Below are 17,811 nucleotides of genomic sequence, written 5' to 3'. Positions count from 1 at the left end.
CGGGTCCGTGCCGAACCTCCGTGACATCACGCAGTCGAATCGCGCCAGCTGGAACCAGATCCATCACGCACGCCCCGGCGAACCCCCGGCGTTCTTCACCTCCGGCGGCTCGGCCCTCGACGCCGGCGAGATCGCCGCGGCCGGAGATGTTGCCGGCCGGCGGGTGCTCCAACTCGCCTGCTCCTGCGGCGACCAGGCCCTGTCCTGGGCCATGCTGGGCGCCGAGGTCACCGGCGTCGACATCTCCGAGGTCGCGGTCTCGATGGCCCGTGAGAAGGCTGCCGCCGTGGGTGTCGCGGTCGACTTCCGGCAGGCCGACATGCTCGATCTCCCAGCCGAGCTGACCGGCTTCGATCTCATCTACTTGAGCCGGGGCGCGATCTGCTGGGTCCCGGACCTGGCCGTCTTCGCGCAACTCGTCGCCGACCGCCTGGCTCCGGGTGGGTCCGTCCTGCTCGCGGACCATCACCCGATCTGGGAGGTCCTCGCCGTCCGTGGTCCCAACCATCTGACCGTCACGGCCGACTACTTCGGCCGCTCGACGCCTCGCGCGACCATCGACAACGCGAAGCTCCCCACCGGCGCCCGCGACAACCCGGCCGCCCCTGACTTCACCGCATTCATCTGGCCGCCGAGCGACATCATCACCAGCCTCTTGTCCGCCGGCCTCCACCTCGCGGAGTTCCGCGAGGTGGCCGTCGCCGACATGTACCCCGAGCTTGGTCCCGCGGCGGGTGACCTCCCCGCGACCTACCTCATCAAAGCCACTCGCAATGTTTCACATGAAACATCGCCGCGAGTCGCCAAGTAGTTTTGTCGACAAATCCCAATTGTTGCCCCCGGGCGCTGACCCCGGAATTCCTCTGTGAGCGCGATCCTCAGCGCCCTAGCCGTTCTGCTTGCTGGGGTCCATCAGGGTGACGATGCGCTCGAGGTCGTCCAGGGACGCGAACTCGACGGTGATCTTGCCCTTGGTCTTGCCGAGGTCGACCTTGACGCGGGTTTCGAAGCGATCGGAGAGGCGGTCGGCCAGGTCGACCAGGCGTGGCGCTACCGGCTTGTTGCGTCGGCGCTGGGCCGGCGTCGGGTCGTCGCCGTTCATGTCGCCCAAGGCAACGATCTCCTCGACGGTGCGGACCGAGAGGCCCTCGGCGACGATGCGCTGAGCGAGCCGCTCGATGGCGTCTCCGCTGGGGAGGCCAAGGAGTGCACGGGCGTGCCCGGCGGACAGAACGCCTGCGGCGACGCGGCGCTGAACTGACGCCGGGAGCTTCAGCAGCCGAAGCGTGTTGGAGATCTGCGGCCGCGAACGACCGATCCGCGTGGCGAGCACCTCTTGCGTGCAGCCGAAGTCGTCGAGCATCTGCTGATACGCCGCCGCCTCTTCGAGCGGGTTCAGCTGACTGCGGTGCAGGTTCTCCAGCAGCGCGTCGCGCAGCATCACGTCGTCCTGGGTGTCCCGGACGATCGCGGGGATCGTGATGAGGCCGGCCTGCTGGGTCGCCCGCCAGCGGCGCTCCCCCATCACGAGCTCGTACGTGTCCGCGGTCAGCCGGCGTACGACGATCGGCTGCAGCAGCCCGATCTCCTTCACCGAGTGGACCAGCTCCTCCATCGCCTCCTCGTCGAAGACGGTGCGCGGCTGCTTCGGGTTCGGGGTGATCTTGTCGACCTCGATCTCCGCGAACTCCGCTCCGGGGACGGCGGCCAGCTCGGGCTCCCTCGGCTGCGCGATCGGCGGCGCACCCGGAATCGAGTGGGACTTGCTGCCGAGCGTCGTCGTGCTACCGGGGGCGGGTGTGCTGGGGATCAGCGCACCAAGTCCGCGTCCGAGTCGGGTGTTCATCGCGCTCCCTCGTGTTCGACAGCCTGCTGAGCTACTACTGACCTACCGCACCTGCCACCGTCGGCCGCGGGCACTCGTTTCACGTGAAACGGTGCCACAGCGCTGGGGCGGATCAGGAGTTGTTCCGCATCGCGATCTCGCGGGACGCCTCGAGGTACGAGAGGGCTCCGGCGGATGCCGGGTCGTAGGCGAGCACGGTCTGGCCGTGGCTCGGTGCCTCCGAGATCCGCACCGACCGCGGCACGGCGGTCCGCAGCACGGCGTCGCGGAAATGCCCACGGACCTCGGCCGCGACCTCACCGGCCAGCTTGGTACGGGCGTCGTACATGGTGAGCAGGATGGTGGAGACGTCGAGCCCGGGGTTCAGGTGCGACTTCACCATGTCGATGTGCCGGAGGAGCTGGGACAGACCCTCGAGCGCGTAGTACTCGCTCTGGATCGGGACCAGGACCTCGCGGGCGGCGGTCAGCGCGTTCACCGTCAGCAGGCCGAGGGATGGCGGGCAGTCGATGAAGACGTAGTCGTACTTCTCGCCCGCGGCCTCGGTCTCGGCCAGGTGCGCGTCGAGCGCACGCTTCAGCCGGCTCTCCCGGGCCACGATGCTGACGAGTTCGATCTCGGCACCGGCCAGGTCGATCGTCGCCGGGACGACCATGATGCCGGGGTGCTCAGCGCACGGCTGGAGCAGCTTGCTCAGCGGCTCGTTCTCGATGACCGCCTCGTAGACACCTGGAGTGCCCTCCGAGTGGTCGATGCCGAGCGCGGTCGAGGCGTTGCCCTGCGGGTCGAGGTCGATCACCAGGATCCGTGCGCCGTACAGCGCGAGGCCGGCGGCGACGTTCACCGTCGTGGTGGTCTTGCCGACGCCGCCCTTCTGGTTGGCGACGACAAAGACTCGGGTCTCAGCGGGCAGCGGGAACTCGCGGCCCATCGTGCGTCCTTCATTCACCAGCAGGGTCCGTTCGGTGGCGGCGGCGATCGGAGTCTCGAGAAGTCGTCGCTGAAGCTCGTCCGACGTGGCCCGCGCGGCGATCTGTGCGGCAGTCATAGCGCCCATTCCGATAGGTGCGGGACTTGGCCCGAAGAGGATGTCAGTGGGGGTCGGGGCGGCTCTGCCCCCAGCTTCGTCCACAGGCCTCTGTGGACGAATTCCCGTGTGCGAGGGCAGTTTCATGCGGTCGTCATCCACAGGCGGTGGAGACTCGGAGAAGTCCGGTTCGGCATCCACCAGTGACGCCGTCTCCGGTACGGAACCATCATCTACCAACTCGCCCGTTTCACGTGAAACGGGCGACGGGCCGGCCGCGGAATCGGCGGCCGGAGCCGGCGACGCAAGTACGTCGAGGCCCGCAGCGGCAGCCGCCCGCAACCCAGAGGTGTCGACCGGCACGCTGCGCTCGACCGGCACACGTGCGTCGAGTGGCTCCGGGAGCGAGAGGGTCGGCTCGATCGTCGTGGCCGGACTGGGAGAGGTGAGGACGGGAGTTGCGCGAGCCGGACGAGCGGGAGTCGGTGGGTCTTGGGTGATCAGACGGACCGTGGAGTCCGGATCGGATGGCCAGCCGATGGCTTGGGATGTTCTCGGTTCACCGGTGCTCTTCTCGGGCCACCCGAGGGCACGACTCACCAACCCGCTCACCTCCCGCGTCTTCCGTGCCGGGATCCCCCTGCAGCACGTCCGGCCACAATACTCACGACAGTCGTCGGCTGGGCCAGTTCATCGACGCCGAGTTGGTGAATGTGCCACAGCTCGGCTCCGAGCGACGCGAGTTCCCGCTCGGAGGAGTCCAGCTCCTCCTCGGCGGACGATCCCTTCATCGCCAGCATCAGCCCCCCTTCGACACACAGTGGCAAACACCACCGGGCCAGTTTGCCCAAGGGAGCCACCGCCCGAGAAGTCACCACGTCGTACCACGCCCGCGGAAGTTCCTCGGCCCGTGCCCGGACCACGGTCGCGTTGTCGAGCGCGAGTACGTCGACCGCCTCTTCGAGGAAGGTGGTGCGCCGGAGCAAGGGCTCGACGAGCGCCACCTGCAGGTCCGGACGGACCAGCGCGAGCACGATCCCCGGCAGGCCCGCGCCAGTGCCGACATCTGCGACTGACGACTCCTCCGGGATGAGGCGCTCGAGGACCGCACAGTTCAGGAGATGCCGATCCCACAACCGCGGAACCTCGCGCGGTCCGATCAGGCCGCGGAGCGTGCCCTCGGTCGCCAGCAACTCGGCATAGGCCGCAAGCCGAGCCGCCGCCCGTGGAAACAGCTCTTCCACGAGCGGCGGCGGCGTTTCACGTGAAACGGAGTCGGTCACCGGTCGACCTGACCCCGGACTCGGCCGATGGTCATCGCATCACGACGGCTGGACAACGACGCGGCGACGGGGCTCCTCGCCCTCGGACTCACTCGTCAGGCCGGCGGCCGCGACAACGTCGTGCACCACCTTGCGCTCGAACGGCGTCATCGGGTCCAGGCGCACCGGAGTACCGGTGGCCTTCGCCTCCTCGACCGCCTTGCGACCAACCTCTTCCAGTTCGGCCTTCCGGTTCGCCCGGTAGTTCGACACATCGAGCATCAGCCGCGACCGCTCGCCGGTCTCGCGGTAGACCGCCAGCCGGGTCAACTCCTGCAGCGCCTCCAGGACCTTGCCGTTCTCGCCGACGAGGTTGTTCAGCTCCGCACCCACGATCGAGACCGCGGCCCGGTCGCCGTCGATGTCCATGTCGATGTCGCCGTCGAGATCGGCGATGTCGAGCAACTCCTCGAGGTAGTCGGCGGCGATGTCGCTCTCCGCCTCCAATGCCTTCAGACGCTCGTCGGCCGTGCTATTCGTACCGGCGGACTGCTCCGCCGCCTCGTTGTTCTGCATGCCGTCGCTCACGGCCACTCCTTCACAATGTCGAGATCCGCCCCACGGGGACCCAGGTCGAACACAAGCAGGGAGGCAATCAGGGCGCGCCGATCAGCGCGAGCCACCGGACTTCTTCTGCGCCGCCTTCCGCTGCGCGGCCGACTTCGCCGCGGGCTGGCGCTTCGCGCCTGCACCCTTCTTCGCGGCCGGCTGCTTCTTGGCGGCACCGGCCTGAGTCTTCTTGGCCGCACCCTGCTGAGCGTTCGAGGACGTCTGCCCGTTACTCGCGGCCGCCTCGGTCTCGGACGGCGTCGCAGCGGTTCCGCCGCCGGCCGCGGGACCGCCCTTGCGGTCGCTGCGCGACTGCCGCTTCGGCTGCTGGCGCTGCGCCGGACGACGGTCCGTCAGAGTGTCCGTCGTGCCCTCGGCTCCGCCCAGGCCCTCCTCGGCCGGCCGGCCCGCGCGCAGGTTGTGCTCACGCTTACGAGCCTCCATCGCGTCGTACGCCGGAGTGCCCGGGGCCGGGTTGCGGCGGATCACGTAGAACTGCTGGCCCATCGTCCACAGGTTCGAGACGAACCAGTAGATGAGCACACCGATCGGGAAGTTGAAGCCACCGATGAGGAAGAAGATCGGGAAGACGTACAGCATGATCTTCTGCATCTGCGCGGCCTGGCCGGTGAGGGCCTCCTTCGGCATGTTCTTGCGCATCAGCTGCAGCTGCGTGATGAACATCGTCGAGGTCATCAGAATGATGAGCACGATCGCGACGATCTTGACGTTGTTGGCGCCCGGGCCGCTCGCCTTCAGGAAGGTCTGCGAGATCTCCGCGCCGAAGATCTTGGCGTGCTGCAGCGACGACACGTACGGCTGCATGATCGCGCTGTGCGCCTTGCCGTTCGCCGCGTAGTCCAGCACCCGGAAGAGGGCCAGGAAGATCGGCGACTGCAGCAGCAGCGGCAGGCACGAGGAGAACGGGTTGGTCCCGGTCTCCTTGTACAGCTTCATCATTTCCTGACCGAGCTTCTCCCGGTCGTGGCCGTACTTCTTCTGCAGCTCCTTCATCTTGGGCTGCAGCAGCTGCATGTTCCGGCTGGAGCGAATCTGCCGGACGAACAGCGGGATCAGCAGGGTCCGGATCACGACGGTGAGGCCGGCGATGGACAGTGCCCAGGCCCAGCCGCCGTTCGGATCGAGCACCTGGCTCCACAGCCAGTGCCAGCCGACAAGCAGGGCCGACACGGCCCAGTACAGCGGCGTCATGACGGTGTTGAACAGGTCTACGATTCCGTCCCACACCGCGAGCCCGGGGATGGCCAGAAGAGTCACTCATGCACCTCGCTGCACAGGCCCGCCGTCGGCTGACGATCCGGGCTGGTTGGCGGAGACCGAATCTCCGCGCTGGTCGACATCTGTGGGTGGAACGGGGTCGTAGCCTCCGGGGTTCCACGGGTGGCAGCGGGCGAGTCTCCTCGCCGCCAGCCAGCTACCGCGCACCGCACCGTGGCGCTCGACCGCCTCCAGGGCGTACGCCGAACAACTCGGGTAGAACCTGCACACCTGCCCGTACATCGGGCTGATGGTCAGCCGGTACAACTTCAGAAAACCGATGATCCCGCTTCGCACGGGATTGAACCGCATCATGGCGCCAACAACCGGCCGAGGGCGCCGTCGACGTCCGCCGCGAGTTCGTCGTACGACGCCGAGGCGGACGACGGGAGCGCACGGACGACGGTCAGGCTGCCGGCCGGCAGCTCCAGGAGCCGCGCGGCCAGGACAGCACGCAGACGGCGGTGGACCCGGTTCCGCAGAACCGCGTTGCCCACCGCCTTGTTCACCACGAATCCGACGCGAGCGGGCTCGGCCCCGGAGTTGTCCGCCCGGCCGTCCCGAACCAATTGGTGGAGCACCACCGCGCGCCGGCCCGCGCGCCGTCCGGACCGGACAGCGCGGCGGAAGTCATCGGACCGGCGTAACCGGTTCGACGCGGGCAACACGAGGTGGTCACCGTCGAGAAGGTCGCTCAGGCCGCGAGGCGCTGACGACCCTTGCCGCGGCGGGCAGCGATGATGGCGCGACCCGCACGGGTACGCATCCGAAGACGGAAGCCGTGCTTCTTGTGCCGGCGACGGTTGTTCGGCTGGAACGTCCGCTTGCTCACTGGAATGACTCCGGTTACTCGAGATCACAGAATTGTCGACAAATCCACTGATAGATCTGCCGCTGGTGCAGTCCTGCACACCGTCGGAGAACCAGAGAAGGGTCCCGCAGCGAGCGCAGCACGAAACGGCCGGCTCAACACCGACTGATCCACGGTACGTGGCCGCCTGTGGACAGGTCAAACCGGCCATCCCCATACTTTTCCACAGGCCTGTGGACAGAATAGTGGACGGCCGATCGGCGCAGTGGTCGTCACTGGTCCGGACCGGATCGCCACCGACAGCGATCACGCATCATGACTACGCTCCGGCGTCCACCCGACACGCCGGAGGTTGCCCCCAATTTCCTGTTCATAGCCTGTGGATGACGGCTTGAAGCAGCCTGTGTGAACTTGTTAGCGTCAGCCCCTCACACCAGAGGTCCCACACCCCGCGATCGGTAACCAACCTGCTCCACCCGTCGTTCACAACTGTGGACAACTGTGTGGACAATGAGGTGATCGGCTGCGGAAACCAGCTACCCGCGCTGAGCCGAACAGCATTACGACTCGCCGGCCGCACGGTGTCGGGTCGAATGGTCGCGCCACCCGGGTCCGCCCGGGCGACGCCGGCCACCGCAGCGATGGATTCGGGGAGCAACGCGTGGTCGAGGACCGTTCCGCCAGTGCGGAAGTCATACCGGCGGAAGAGACACCGCCGCAGTACACAAGGCCCGATCACGCCGGAGCGCAGCACACCGGGAGCGGGCAGGACCTCCGGCCGGACCCGGTCGCCGACTTCCGCACCGAGGTCGCCCCGACGGAGTTCCGGACCGAAGGTGCCTCCGCGGACTACCGGCCGGACTTCCGGACCGAGGTTCCCCGGACCGAGTTCCAGCGTGAGGCTCGCCCGGCCGAGACCGCCGTACCTCCGGCCGCATTTCGAGCCGAGCAGGCGCCCCGGACGGATCCGGCCGATGAGCTGTCGCCGCGGATGGATCCGGCTGATCATCTGAGCCCTTCGCTGCCGATTCCGATGCCCGAGCCGCCGCAGTCCGGTTACCGGCCGGCGCCTCGCCCGGAGTACGACGGCTATCGCTACCGCTCCGACCTGGAGCGCGCTGCGACAGACTTCCCCACCGGCCCGGTGTCCGAGCCACCTCCTGGTACGGCGTACTTCGGTGCCGCACCGGTGGTCGGCAACCTCGAATACCCCGAAACGAACAACGGCAATGCCTGGAGTGGTCAGCGATACGCCGCTGGGGGTACTGGCAGTGGCGACGTAGCGGCGCGAAACGAGGGTGATGCACGTGTGGACGGTGGCAGCGGAAGTCCTGAACCTCGAATGCCAGAAACCCGGATGCCAGAATCTCGGGTCCCGGAGGCACAGATCCCAGCAGCACCGGCCCCCGAGCAACGGCCGATTGATCAGCGCCCGGTTGACCAGCGCCCCGTTGAACAACGCCCGGTCGAACAGCGACCGGTCGAGCAGCGGCCGCTTGAACAGCAGCCCGTTGAACAACGGCCAGTCGAGCAGCGGCCGGTCGACCAGCGGCCGGTCGAACCCCAGCTCCAGCCCCGGCCGGCTGAGCCTCGACCGGAAGTGGCGGGACCGGTGATGGACCTCGGCGACGCCTGGACCCGGGTGCTCGCGGGCCTCCCGCCGAACCAGCGCGCCTGGCTGACGAACTCGCGACCGGTCACGCTGCACGAGAGCACCGCCATCGTGGCAGTGCCGGACGACTTCACCCGCGGTCAGTTGGAGACCCGGCTGCGCCCGGACCTCGAGCGGATCCTCACCGAGAGCTTCGGTCGCGACATCCGGATCGCGGTCACCGTCGACCCGTCCCTCGACCCGGAACTGCGCGAACCACAGGCGCCACCGCCGCCCGTCGTACGCGAACCGCTGCGGACCGACGGAGCGTTCCAGCCGACGATCCAGTCCGCGCTGACCGACCCGGATCAGGGACCGCAGTTCGCTCCGCCGCGTCAAGAGCAGCCTCAACACTACGAACAGCCCGCACCACAGCGGTACGACCAGCCAGGCCGGCCCGCCCACCCACCGCAGCAGCAGCCGTTCGGCTCAGTCGCTCCACCGCCGAACGGATCGGCGCCGTCGTACCCGGCCACCGAGGCACAAGGTGAAGCTCGGCTGAATCCGAAGTACACCTTCGAGACCTTCGTCATCGGCAGCTCGAACCGGTTCGCGCACGCGGCCGCCGTCGCCGTCGCCGAGGCACCGGGCAAGGCGTACAACCCGCAGCTGATCTACGGCGACTCCGGTCTGGGCAAGACCCACCTGCTGCACGCGATCGGGCACTACGTCCGCAGCCTCTACACCGGGGCCCGGGTCCGGTACGTGTCCAGCGAAGAGTTCACCAACGACTTCATCAACGCCATCCGCGACGACAAGGCGTCCCAGTTCCAGCGCCGGTACCGCGATGTCGACGTACTACTGATCGACGACATCCAGTTCCTCGAGGGCAAGATCCAGACCCAGGAGGAGTTCTTCCACACCTTCAACACCCTGCACAACGCGAACAAGCAGATCGTGATCAGCTCCGACCGGGCGCCGAAGCGCCTGGAGGCGCTGGAGGACCGGCTGCGGAACCGGTTCGAGTGGGGCCTGATCACCGACATCCAGCCGCCCGACCTCGAGACCCGGATCGCGATCCTGAGGAAGAAGGCGGCCACCGAGCGGCTGACCGCGCCGCCGGAGGTGCTCGAGTTCATCGCGTCGAAGGTACAGACGAACATCCGTGAGCTCGAGGGCGCCCTGATCCGCGTCACCGCGTTCGCCAGCCTGAACCGGCAGCCGGTCGACCTGAGCCTGGCCGAGATCGTGCTGAAGGACCTGATCCCCGAAGGCAGCAAGCCCGAGGTGACGGCCTCCATGATCATGGGCCAGACCGCGTCGTACTTCGGCCTCTCGATCGACGACCTGTGCGGATCCAGCCGCAGCCGGGTGCTGGTCACCGCGCGCCAGATCGCCATGTATCTGTGCCGCGAGCTCACCGATCTGTCGCTGCCGAAGATCGGCCAGCAGTTCGGCGGCCGCGACCACACCACGGTGATGCACGCCGAACGGAAGATCCGCCAACTGATGTCCGAGCGGCGCAGCGTCTTCAATCAGGTCACTGAGCTGACCAACAGGATCAAGCACCAAGCGAAGCAGCAATGAGCAGGCCGGTGACCGCGTTCAGAATCCTGTACGCCGAGCGCTACAACGCGGTCACCGGAACCACACAGGGTGGGGATACACCTGTGGATAACTGTGGGTATCGCGGTGGACACTTCGGTCTCTGCTGTGGATTCGCTGTGGGGACAGAATCCGTCGTACCCAGGCGTCCTCAGACAGACCGAGCGTCGTCCACACGCCGTACACAGGCCGAATCGTGGTCTGACCTGCGAAGTCGGCGCTTTTCCACACTATCCACCGGTGCGAAGAACACTATGGAATCTGTAGAGAGATCCCAGTCCACAAAACGATGGTGCGGCCCAACCTGGGGAAAACTCCGGACTCGCATCGGTTTGACGTACCTGTCAGGCTGTCTTCAGAACCACCGGAACACCGTCTTCAGAACCCACTCGCACGACGCCGACGCGACCCGCCCGAAGCGCCACGTCAGGCCCGATTGGCGCAGAGCACACTTGTCCGTGGCAGGATCTGCCTGGCACACAGCCGAATCAGGAGGCACCCAGCGGTGAAGTTTCGCGTCGAGCGCGACGTACTGGCCGAGTCGGTGGCCTGGGCCGCGCGTAGCTTGCCCAGTCGTCCCAGCGTCCCGATCCTTGCCGGCCTGCTGGTCGAGGCCGAGGACGGGCAGATCACCCTGTCCGGCTTCGACTACGAGACCTCGGTGCGCGTCACCGTGCCCGCACAGGTGGCCGACTCCGGCAAGTGCCTGATCTCCGGCCGGCTCGTCGCCGACATCTCCAAGAGCCTTCCGAACCAGCCCGTGGATTTCGCCATCGACGGCGCCAAGGCGCAGGTCACCTGTGGCAGTTCGCGATTCACGCTCCAAACGCTTCCCACAGAGGAATATCCGGCATTGCCGGAGCTTCCGGCCGCGAGCGGGACGGTCAAGGCCGACGTTTTCGCCCAGGCGGTCTCCCAGGTGGTCACGGCCGCCGGGCGTGAGGACACGCTGCCGGTGCTGACCGGTGTCCGGGTCGAGATCGAGGGCACCACGATCTCGCTGCTCGCCACCGACCGCTACCGGCTCGCGATCCGTGAACTCGAGTGGAACCCGCAGTCCCCCGACGCCTCCGCGGCCGCGCTGGTGCCGGCCCGGGTGCTGTCCGAGACCGCGAAGGCGATGACCGGATCGGACGTGATCGTCTCGCTGGCCGCTCCCGGCAGCGGCGACGGCATCGTCGGCTTCGAGGGCGAGGTGTCCGGCGGCAACCGGCGGGCCACCACCCGGCTGCTGGACGGCGAGTTCCCGAAGGTCCGCGGCATCATCCCGACCGACGCCGCGATCGCGACCCGGGTCCGGATCGAGACCGCGACCCTGGTCGAGGCGGTCAAGCGCGTCGCCCTGGTCGCCGAGCGGAACGCACCGGTCCGGCTGACGTTCGCCGAAGACAGCGTGACGCTGGACGCCGGCAGCGGTGACGAGGCCCAGGCGTCGGAGTCGATCGAGGCGCGGGTCGCCGGCGATCCCGTGACCGTAGGCTTCAATCCGACGTACCTGCTCGACGGCCTGAACGCGATCGGTACGCCGGTCGCCCACCTGGCCTTCACCCAGGCGACGAAGCCGGCCGAGCTGACCGGTGTGCGGGACTTCGACGGCGAACCGATCGGCGAGTTCCGCTACGTGCTGATGCCGGTCCGCCTGAACAGCTGAACGCCAACAGAACAAGGGGATTCACGATGGAGCTCGGCCTTGTCGGTCTCGGCAAGATGGGCGGCAACATGCGCCAGCGGATCCGCAACGCCGGCCACACCGTGGTCGGGCTGGATCACAACCAGGACATCTCCGATTCCAAGGACCTGGCCGACATGGTCGGCAAGCTCACCGCCACCGACCAGCCGAAGGTGGTCTGGATCATGGTGCCGGTGCAGGCCATCGACCCGGTCGTGACCGAGCTGGCCGAGCTGCTCTCCCCCGGCGACATCGTCATCGACGGCGGCAACAGCCGCTGGACCGACGACACCCGGCGGGCCGCGCAGCTCGCCGAGAAGGACATCAGGTTCGTCGACTGCGGTGTCTCCGGCGGCGTCTGGGGCCTGGAGAACGGCTACGCGCTGATGTGCGGCGGCGACAAGGGCACCGTCGAGACCGTGATGCCGATCTTCACCGCGCTCAAGCCCGAGGGTGAGTTCGGTTTCGTGCACGCCGGCAAGGTCGGCGCCGGGCACTTTTCGAAGATGGTCCACAACGGCATCGAGTACGGGATCATGCAGGCGTATGCCGAGGGTTACGAGCTGCTCGAGGCCTCGGATGTCGTCGAGAACGTGCCGGAGGCCTTCGAGTCGTGGCGCGAGGGCACCGTGATCCGGTCCTGGCTGCTCGACCTGCTGGTTGCCTCGCTGAAGGACGACAACCACCTCGCCAAGATCCGCGGGTACGCCGACGACTCCGGTGAGGGCCGCTGGACCGTCGAGGCCGCGATCGACCACGCCGTACCGATGCCGGCCATCTCTGCCGCGCTGTTCGCCCGGTTCGCGTCCCGGCAGGAGGACTCGCCGGCGATGAAGGCGATCGCCGCGATGCGGAACCAGTTCGGCGGGCACGCGGTGAAGGGTGCGGAGGCCGCGGATCCGTCGTACGCGACACCCCCGATCAAGCACTGAGGTGTACGTCACCGCCCTGGGTCTGGTCGACTTCCGGTCCTACCCACAGGCGGAGGTCGAGCTCGCTCCGGGCGTGACGGCCTTCGTCGGCCCGAACGGCCAGGGCAAGACCAACCTGGTCGAGGCGATCCACTACACCGCGACACTCGGCTCGCACCGGGTGGCGAACGACGCCCCGCTGGTGCGCGCCGGTGCCACTCGCGCGATCGTGCGGACCGAGATCCGCAGCCAGTACGACCGCGACGTGGTCGTCGAGCTGGAAATCAATCCTGGGAGGGCAAATCGGGCCCGGGTGAACCGTTCGCCGGTGCCACGACCCCGGGAAGTGCTCGGACTGCTCCGGACGGTGCTGTTCGCGCCGGAGGATCTGGCCCTGGTGAAAGGCGATCCGTCCGAGCGGCGCCGGTTCCTGGACGAGCTGCTGACACTGCGGTGGCCGCGGATGGCCGGCGTACGGCAGGACTATGACCGGGTGCTGAAGCAGCGGAACTCGTTGCTCCGCAGTGCCTCGATGGCCCGCCGGCAGAACCGGTCGGGCGCGGCCGAAGGACAGTTGCGCACGCTGGAGGTCTGGGATTCGCACCTGGCACGGTCGGGTTCGGAGTTGCTCGCCACCCGGCTGGAGTTGCTGGAATCCCTGCGCCCCTTGGTCTCCGGCTCGTACGACGCTGTTGCCCGAGGCAAGGGTGATGCGCGGCTCGAGTACAAGTCGTCGGTGCCGCTCGAGCCGGGCGTGGTCTCGCGGGAGCAGTTGGCCGAGGTGCTGATGCAGGCGGTCCGGGACAAACGCCAGGACGAGCTCGACCGGGGTGTGTCGCTGGTCGGTCCGCATCGCGACGACGTCGTACTGGGGCTCGGGGACTTGCCTGCGAAGGGGTACGCGAGTCACGGTGAGTCGTGGTCGTTCGCGCTCGCGCTGCGGCTGGCGTCGTACGAACTGCTCAGAGCGGACGGGGGTGAGCCGGTGCTGATCCTCGATGACGTGTTCGCCGAGCTCGACACGCAGCGCCGGGACCGGCTGGCCGAGCTGGTCGCGCCGGCCGAGCAGGTGCTGGTGACCGCGGCGGTCGGCGCGGACGTGCCCGCTGAGCTCAGCGGAGCCCGGTTCGACGTCGGTGACGGGGCCGTTCAACGTGCCTGAACCCCGGAATTCCTCTGAGAGCGGCTTCGAGAGCGAGGCCGCTCCGGAGTTGCCGGAGGAGGCCGAGCACGACAAGCAGGGACTGGACCTGGCGAAATCGCTCGCCGGGCGGCTGAGGCAGCAGGCGGCCAACGGCGGCATCAAGCCGGTCAAGCGGCGACGGCGACCGCGCATCGACGGCGCGCAGATCAGCAGTGCCCGCCCCGACGACCGCGATCCCCAGAAACTCACGAACACCCTCGGCCGGCTGATGCGCGACCAGGGCTGGGAGGTCGACGTCGCCGTCCACGGCGTGATGGCGCGCTGGCCGTCGATCGTCGGGCCTGAGATGGCCGAGCACTGTAAGCCCGAGTCCTACGAGGACACCGTGCTCACCATCCGTACCTCCTCCACCGCCTGGGCCACCCAACTCAAACTCCTCGCCCCCGACCTGGTCCGCCGCCTCAACGCCGAACTAGGCGAAGGCACCGTCACCCGCGTCAACGTCCAAGGCCCCCACACCCCCAGCTGGCGGAAAGGCCCCCGAACAATCCGAGGCGGCCGAGGCCCCCGAGACACCTACGGCTGACCCACCTGGAACTTTGGCCGGGCGATCATCTACGAACAGGGAGCTCGTCCCAGCGGGTATCTCCTGCTACGCGCCGGACTCCACCGCGACCCGCGTCGGCGGCTAGTGACACTCGTCCGGTGACAGGCGGCGGGCGGCGCCGATCTCGACCCCGGGGTTCCTCTAGGATCGGGCGCGATGCGCACGATCGTGGATGGCTTTCGCGAGATGGTCCACCTGGTCGGAGATACCTTCCGGCTGTGGTGGCGCAACCTCTTGCCCCTGGCGACCTGGTTCCTGGCCGGTTACGTCGGGTTCAAGGCGTGCATGGGTGGTGCTATCTGGCTGTCCGAGCACTCTCACGGCAGCCTCGGCGTGGGGCTCTTCTCAGCCGGTGTGCTGATGCAGATCGCCGCGTACGTCGGCATGATCCGGACCTGCGCGACGTCGCTCTACCGTTGGCGGGACGCAGCCAGCAACACCGCCGAGGAGACTTCCGACCCGACCCAGCAGGGTCTGATGGAGCTGCTGGCCGTCACCCTGCTCCCGCTGGTCGCGGTGTGGTCGGCCTGGGGCTTCCTCGAGGATCAGATCTCGGCGCTCAACGTCAGCAACGGCGTGCAGCGCGGCCTTCAGGCCGGTGCGTCGTTCTTCCAGCTGGCCGGTCAGCAGTGGCATAAGTACTTGCCGGCCATCGTGATCCTGTTGGTGCTGCGGCGGGTGCTCGACGCGGTCGACGGGCGCTGGCCGAGTCGGCCGGCGAAGTTCGCGCTGGTCTGGGCGGAGTCGTTCTTCCTGCTGATCACCGTCGTGGTCACGCCGTACGCGATCCAGGAAGGCAAGGACTGGTTCCAGGTCCGCAACTTCTGGTACTGGTCGGTGGACTGGTGGGGCGGGCTGAAGGACTTCTTCGCCGGCATCCACGTCCCGATCCCGGCCGGTATCGAGTTCCTCTGGGGCTTCTTCTGGGAGACGCTCTGGCCGTTGTTCAAGCTCGGCATCGCCGAGCCGCTGACCTGGCTGGCGATCACCACTGTCGTGTTCGGTCACCGCGTGCTGTCCAGCGGTGGCGTCTTCCGGGGCACCCGGCTGGAAAGCCGGCTCAGCGGTCAGCCCGAAGCCGAGGCGCCGCAGCGGAACCGGATTCTCGAGCTGACCAACAAGGCCCCGAACCTGCTTCTCGGCGGCATCCGGGAGAAGTTCTACCCGACGCTGAACGCCTTCCGGCTGCTCGTGCGGGTCGGTCCGGTGTTCCTCGGTGTCGTCTGCATGGTCTACACGGTCTGGCTGCTCGGCGACGACTGGCTGTTCTATTGGCTGGTCCGGGTGATCGGAATCCACGGCCAGACCTGGGGCCTGATGAACAACGAGATCGCCCAGCTGATCGGGAACATCCTGTTCCAGACCCTGCGGATCGCCTTGCTGGCGGCCGCCTTCGACCTGTGCATCTCGGTCAGCGCCGAGCGCAAGGCTGCCGCGGCGGCCAATGCCACTGCCGACGCCGAGGCAGACGCCACCAAGACCGCCGAGCCGGTCGCCGCCCGGTAACGCCATCGTTCGTACGACGACCGCCGTACGAACGCGGTGGTCTTGACCCTCGGCCGGTCAGGGAGTGATGAGGTAGCGGCGGTACTCCGGCTGAGCCTCGACCTGGATACCCGTCAGGTGCGGCACGGCGGACGCGGGGATGACGAAGATCTGGGCGAGCTTGCCGGGCTTGTTGCGCGTCCAGGGGTGATCGGTGTCACCGCAGTACGTCGGCAGCGGATAGCCGTAGGCCTGCTGCCCCTTCCAGACGTTGCCGCGATCGTCGCGCAGGATCGCCTCGCAGTGGAAGCCGTCGTCCTTCATGTACAGGCCGTCGAGCGGCGTCAGCGTCGCGGTCGCGACCAGGATCACGGAGCCGGCCGGCTGCCCGAGCGTGATCTCCTCGCCTTCGTCGTCCACGAGCTTGGTGTAGGCCGTCAGCGAGTCCAGCTTCCACTCGACGTCCTCAATCGTCACCGGGCCTTGTTTGACGACATCGGTGACGGCGCCGTCTTTGTAGATCGTCTCCTCGTCACCCAGATAGGTCCGCGTCAGCAGGAACCCGCTGGTGGACAAAAGCCCCACCAGTAAGGAGATCTGCGCGGCCAGCCGGCCCGCGCGGGTGGCGACTCTCATTGGGTCACCCGCTGAACCGTCTTCGGGACGACGTACTGCTGGGTCGCGCCATCGACGAGCTGCTGAGCGATCGTCTCACTCGGGACGCCGAGATCGACGTCGACCACCTGCCACAGAATGTTGTAGATCAGGCCCGGCCGCAGCTTCAACGTGAGTCCCTTCAGATCAGCCGGATTCACCTCGAACACGACCGCACCGGTGGAGCCGAATCCGGGCTCGGGGAAGCCGACGCTGTCGCTGTTCAGTCCGCCCACGGGCGTGTAGACGGTGCCGCCGTCGGCGGTCAGGGTCGCGTTCAGGTTGGCCGGGTTCGTCGTGCCGCGGACCGTGTCCCACTCGAGAGCGACGTACACACCGTTGGTCTCGATCGGCTTGTCGTCGTCACTGGAGTTGCTCGGGAGATAGGACTTGGCGAACTTCATCCGGGTCACCTCGAGCTCGGAGTCGCCGTACTTGAGCTTCTCGCCGACCGTGCCGTGAATGACGATCAGGTTGTCGTCGCCGTGGTAGACCTGCTCCGGCGTGGCGAGCCGGGTCAGACCGCCGAGCAGCACGAACAAGACGCCCACGAGGACCGTGGCGGGGCGGTACAGCTTCACTTGTCCTCCCCGTTGTCGACGATGACCGTCGGCTTGAGCTGGACGACCGCGTCCGCGGTCTCGTTGTGCCAGTACGGGTCGTCATTCGCGCCGAGCACGGAAGGGTCCGATTCGTAGCGCTCGCCGAGGACGCCGATCTCCACCACGTCCGGGTTGAAGTCAGCAGGGATCTCGAACTTGGTGAAGCAGCTCTCCGGCGGCAGACCGTAGACGAGTTCCCAGCCCAGAACCCCGCGGCAGTCGTTGCCGTTGGAGTTCACCAGATCCTGTTTGCCCGGCGGGACCCACCGGAGCAGGTCGCCGTCCACGTTCTTGCTGGTGTGTTCCTCGCCGTCGACGTTCTTCGCGTCGAAGTAGACCTTGAGTTCCGCCTTCGCCTCGTCGTACTTCGTCTTCGGCGTGCGGATGATCTCCGCCTTGGTGAAGTTGAACTCGAACCGGCCGGCGGTCAAGGTCACAGGTGCGGTCAGAGTGGGGACCTTGCGGCCCTGCTTCTGCTTCCAGCCGCCGGTGAAGAGGACGACCAGGGCGAGGACGACGACGAGGGCGATGGCGATCAGCCATTTGCGACGGTGCCGGTGGATCACCCGGTCGGCGATCATGGCGTCGATGACGTCGTCGAGACTTTCCACGGCAGCGATCCTAGAGGCCCGTGGGTGCGCGGCGGGCACCCTTGTCCGTCGCGGTCTGAGTGGTCTGGACCGGTCGGCCGGGTCTCGGTCTCCAGACCG

General features: G+C 67.6%; 17 protein-coding genes and 1 pseudogene. 7 read left to right on the top strand and 11 right to left on the bottom strand.

What is annotated here, in order from left to right:
- Positions 1-7 precede the first annotated feature (7 nt).
- On the top strand, positions 8-811 hold the full coding sequence (locus ACZ3HV_RS06365) for a class I SAM-dependent methyltransferase (RefSeq protein ID WP_465681500.1): 804 nt from the start codon (positions 8-10) through the stop codon (positions 809-811).
- Between the two features lie 75 nt (positions 812-886).
- Here the strand turns inward: ACZ3HV_RS06365 and ACZ3HV_RS06360 are convergent, their stop codons facing one another.
- The 8 genes and pseudogenes from ACZ3HV_RS06360 to rpmH form a co-directional block, all read right to left on the bottom strand.
- Complete coding sequence (locus tag ACZ3HV_RS06360; RefSeq protein WP_465681498.1) at positions 887-1,846, bottom strand: ParB/RepB/Spo0J family partition protein; 960 nt, start codon at positions 1,844-1,846, stop codon at positions 887-889.
- Between the two features lie 112 nt (positions 1,847-1,958).
- Complete coding sequence (locus ACZ3HV_RS06355) at positions 1,959-2,894, bottom strand: ParA family protein (protein ID WP_360363435.1); 936 nt, start codon at positions 2,892-2,894, stop codon at positions 1,959-1,961.
- A 587-nt stretch (positions 2,895-3,481) separates the two neighbouring features.
- Positions 3,482-4,156, bottom strand: a complete 675-nt coding sequence (gene rsmG, locus ACZ3HV_RS06350; protein WP_465681496.1) for a 16S rRNA (guanine(527)-N(7))-methyltransferase RsmG — start codon at positions 4,154-4,156, stop codon at positions 3,482-3,484.
- A gap of 39 nt (positions 4,157-4,195) precedes the next feature.
- Positions 4,196-4,723 (bottom strand): Jag family protein, encoded by a 528-nt coding sequence (locus ACZ3HV_RS06345; protein WP_465681494.1) that lies wholly within the window; start codon positions 4,721-4,723, stop codon positions 4,196-4,198.
- 315 nt (positions 4,724-5,038) lie between these two features.
- Positions 5,039-6,013 (bottom strand): annotated as a pseudogene (gene yidC, locus ACZ3HV_RS06340) (membrane protein insertase YidC); the annotation flags it as partial.
- 9 nt (positions 6,014-6,022) lie between these two features.
- On the bottom strand, positions 6,023-6,334 hold the full coding sequence (gene yidD, locus ACZ3HV_RS06335) for a membrane protein insertion efficiency factor YidD (protein WP_465681706.1): 312 nt from the start codon (positions 6,332-6,334) through the stop codon (positions 6,023-6,025).
- Entirely contained in the window at positions 6,334-6,690 is a 357-nt protein-coding gene (rnpA, locus tag ACZ3HV_RS06330; RefSeq protein ID WP_465681492.1) for a ribonuclease P protein component, read from the bottom strand. Before rnpA ends, yidD begins: the two co-directional genes overlap by 1 nt.
- Before the next feature lie 26 nt (positions 6,691-6,716).
- Complete coding sequence (gene rpmH, locus ACZ3HV_RS06325) at positions 6,717-6,854, bottom strand: 50S ribosomal protein L34 (protein WP_130386492.1); 138 nt, start codon at positions 6,852-6,854, stop codon at positions 6,717-6,719.
- Between the two features lie 1,594 nt (positions 6,855-8,448).
- Here rpmH and dnaA point away from each other — a divergent pair.
- The 6 genes from dnaA to ACZ3HV_RS06295 all read left to right on the top strand — a co-directional run bounded on the left by dnaA (position 8,449) and on the right by ACZ3HV_RS06295 (position 15,866).
- Positions 8,449-10,011 carry a chromosomal replication initiator protein DnaA gene (gene dnaA, locus ACZ3HV_RS06320; RefSeq protein ID WP_465681704.1) on the top strand — a complete coding sequence of 521 codons (1,563 nt, stop codon included), beginning with the start codon at positions 8,449-8,451 and terminating at the stop codon, positions 10,009-10,011.
- 523 nt (positions 10,012-10,534) lie between these two features.
- Positions 10,535-11,680: a DNA polymerase III subunit beta gene (gene dnaN, locus ACZ3HV_RS06315; protein ID WP_465681490.1), complete on the top strand. Its 1,146-nt coding sequence runs from the start codon at positions 10,535-10,537 to the stop codon at positions 11,678-11,680.
- 26 nt (positions 11,681-11,706) lie between these two features.
- Positions 11,707-12,630, top strand: coding sequence for a phosphogluconate dehydrogenase (NAD(+)-dependent, decarboxylating) (gnd, locus tag ACZ3HV_RS06310; RefSeq protein WP_465681488.1), 924 nt, complete (start codon positions 11,707-11,709; stop codon positions 12,628-12,630).
- 1 nt (position 12,631) lies between these two features.
- Entirely contained in the window at positions 12,632-13,771 is a 1,140-nt protein-coding gene (gene recF / locus ACZ3HV_RS06305) for a DNA replication/repair protein RecF (protein WP_465681486.1), read from the top strand.
- Positions 13,764-14,339: a DciA family protein gene (locus tag ACZ3HV_RS06300; RefSeq protein WP_465681484.1), complete on the top strand. Its 576-nt coding sequence runs from the start codon at positions 13,764-13,766 to the stop codon at positions 14,337-14,339. Before recF ends, ACZ3HV_RS06300 begins: the two co-directional genes overlap by 8 nt.
- Before the next feature lie 177 nt (positions 14,340-14,516).
- Complete coding sequence (locus ACZ3HV_RS06295) at positions 14,517-15,866, top strand: hypothetical protein (RefSeq protein WP_465681482.1); 1,350 nt, start codon at positions 14,517-14,519, stop codon at positions 15,864-15,866.
- 57 nt (positions 15,867-15,923) lie between these two features.
- Here ACZ3HV_RS06295 and ACZ3HV_RS06290 read toward each other — a convergent pair whose 3' ends face one another.
- Genes ACZ3HV_RS06290 through ACZ3HV_RS06280 form a run of 3 tightly spaced genes read right to left on the bottom strand, consistent with a single transcriptional unit; the run spans position 15,924 to position 17,712 of the window.
- Complete coding sequence (locus ACZ3HV_RS06290; RefSeq protein ID WP_465681480.1) at positions 15,924-16,481, bottom strand: hypothetical protein; 558 nt, start codon at positions 16,479-16,481, stop codon at positions 15,924-15,926.
- On the bottom strand, positions 16,478-17,080 hold the full coding sequence (locus ACZ3HV_RS06285) for a hypothetical protein (RefSeq protein WP_465681478.1): 603 nt from the start codon (positions 17,078-17,080) through the stop codon (positions 16,478-16,480). The genes ACZ3HV_RS06290 and ACZ3HV_RS06285 overlap by 4 nt, the downstream gene beginning before the upstream one ends.
- Positions 17,077-17,712, bottom strand: coding sequence for a hypothetical protein (locus tag ACZ3HV_RS06280; RefSeq protein WP_465681476.1), 636 nt, complete (start codon positions 17,710-17,712; stop codon positions 17,077-17,079). Before ACZ3HV_RS06280 ends, ACZ3HV_RS06285 begins: the two co-directional genes overlap by 4 nt.
- Positions 17,713-17,811: the final 99 nt, after the last annotated feature.

The organism is Kribbella sp. NPDC020701, assembly GCF_055562215.1.
Note: the sequence above shows the minus strand (reverse complement) of the source record. Positions and strands in the feature narration are given on the sequence as shown.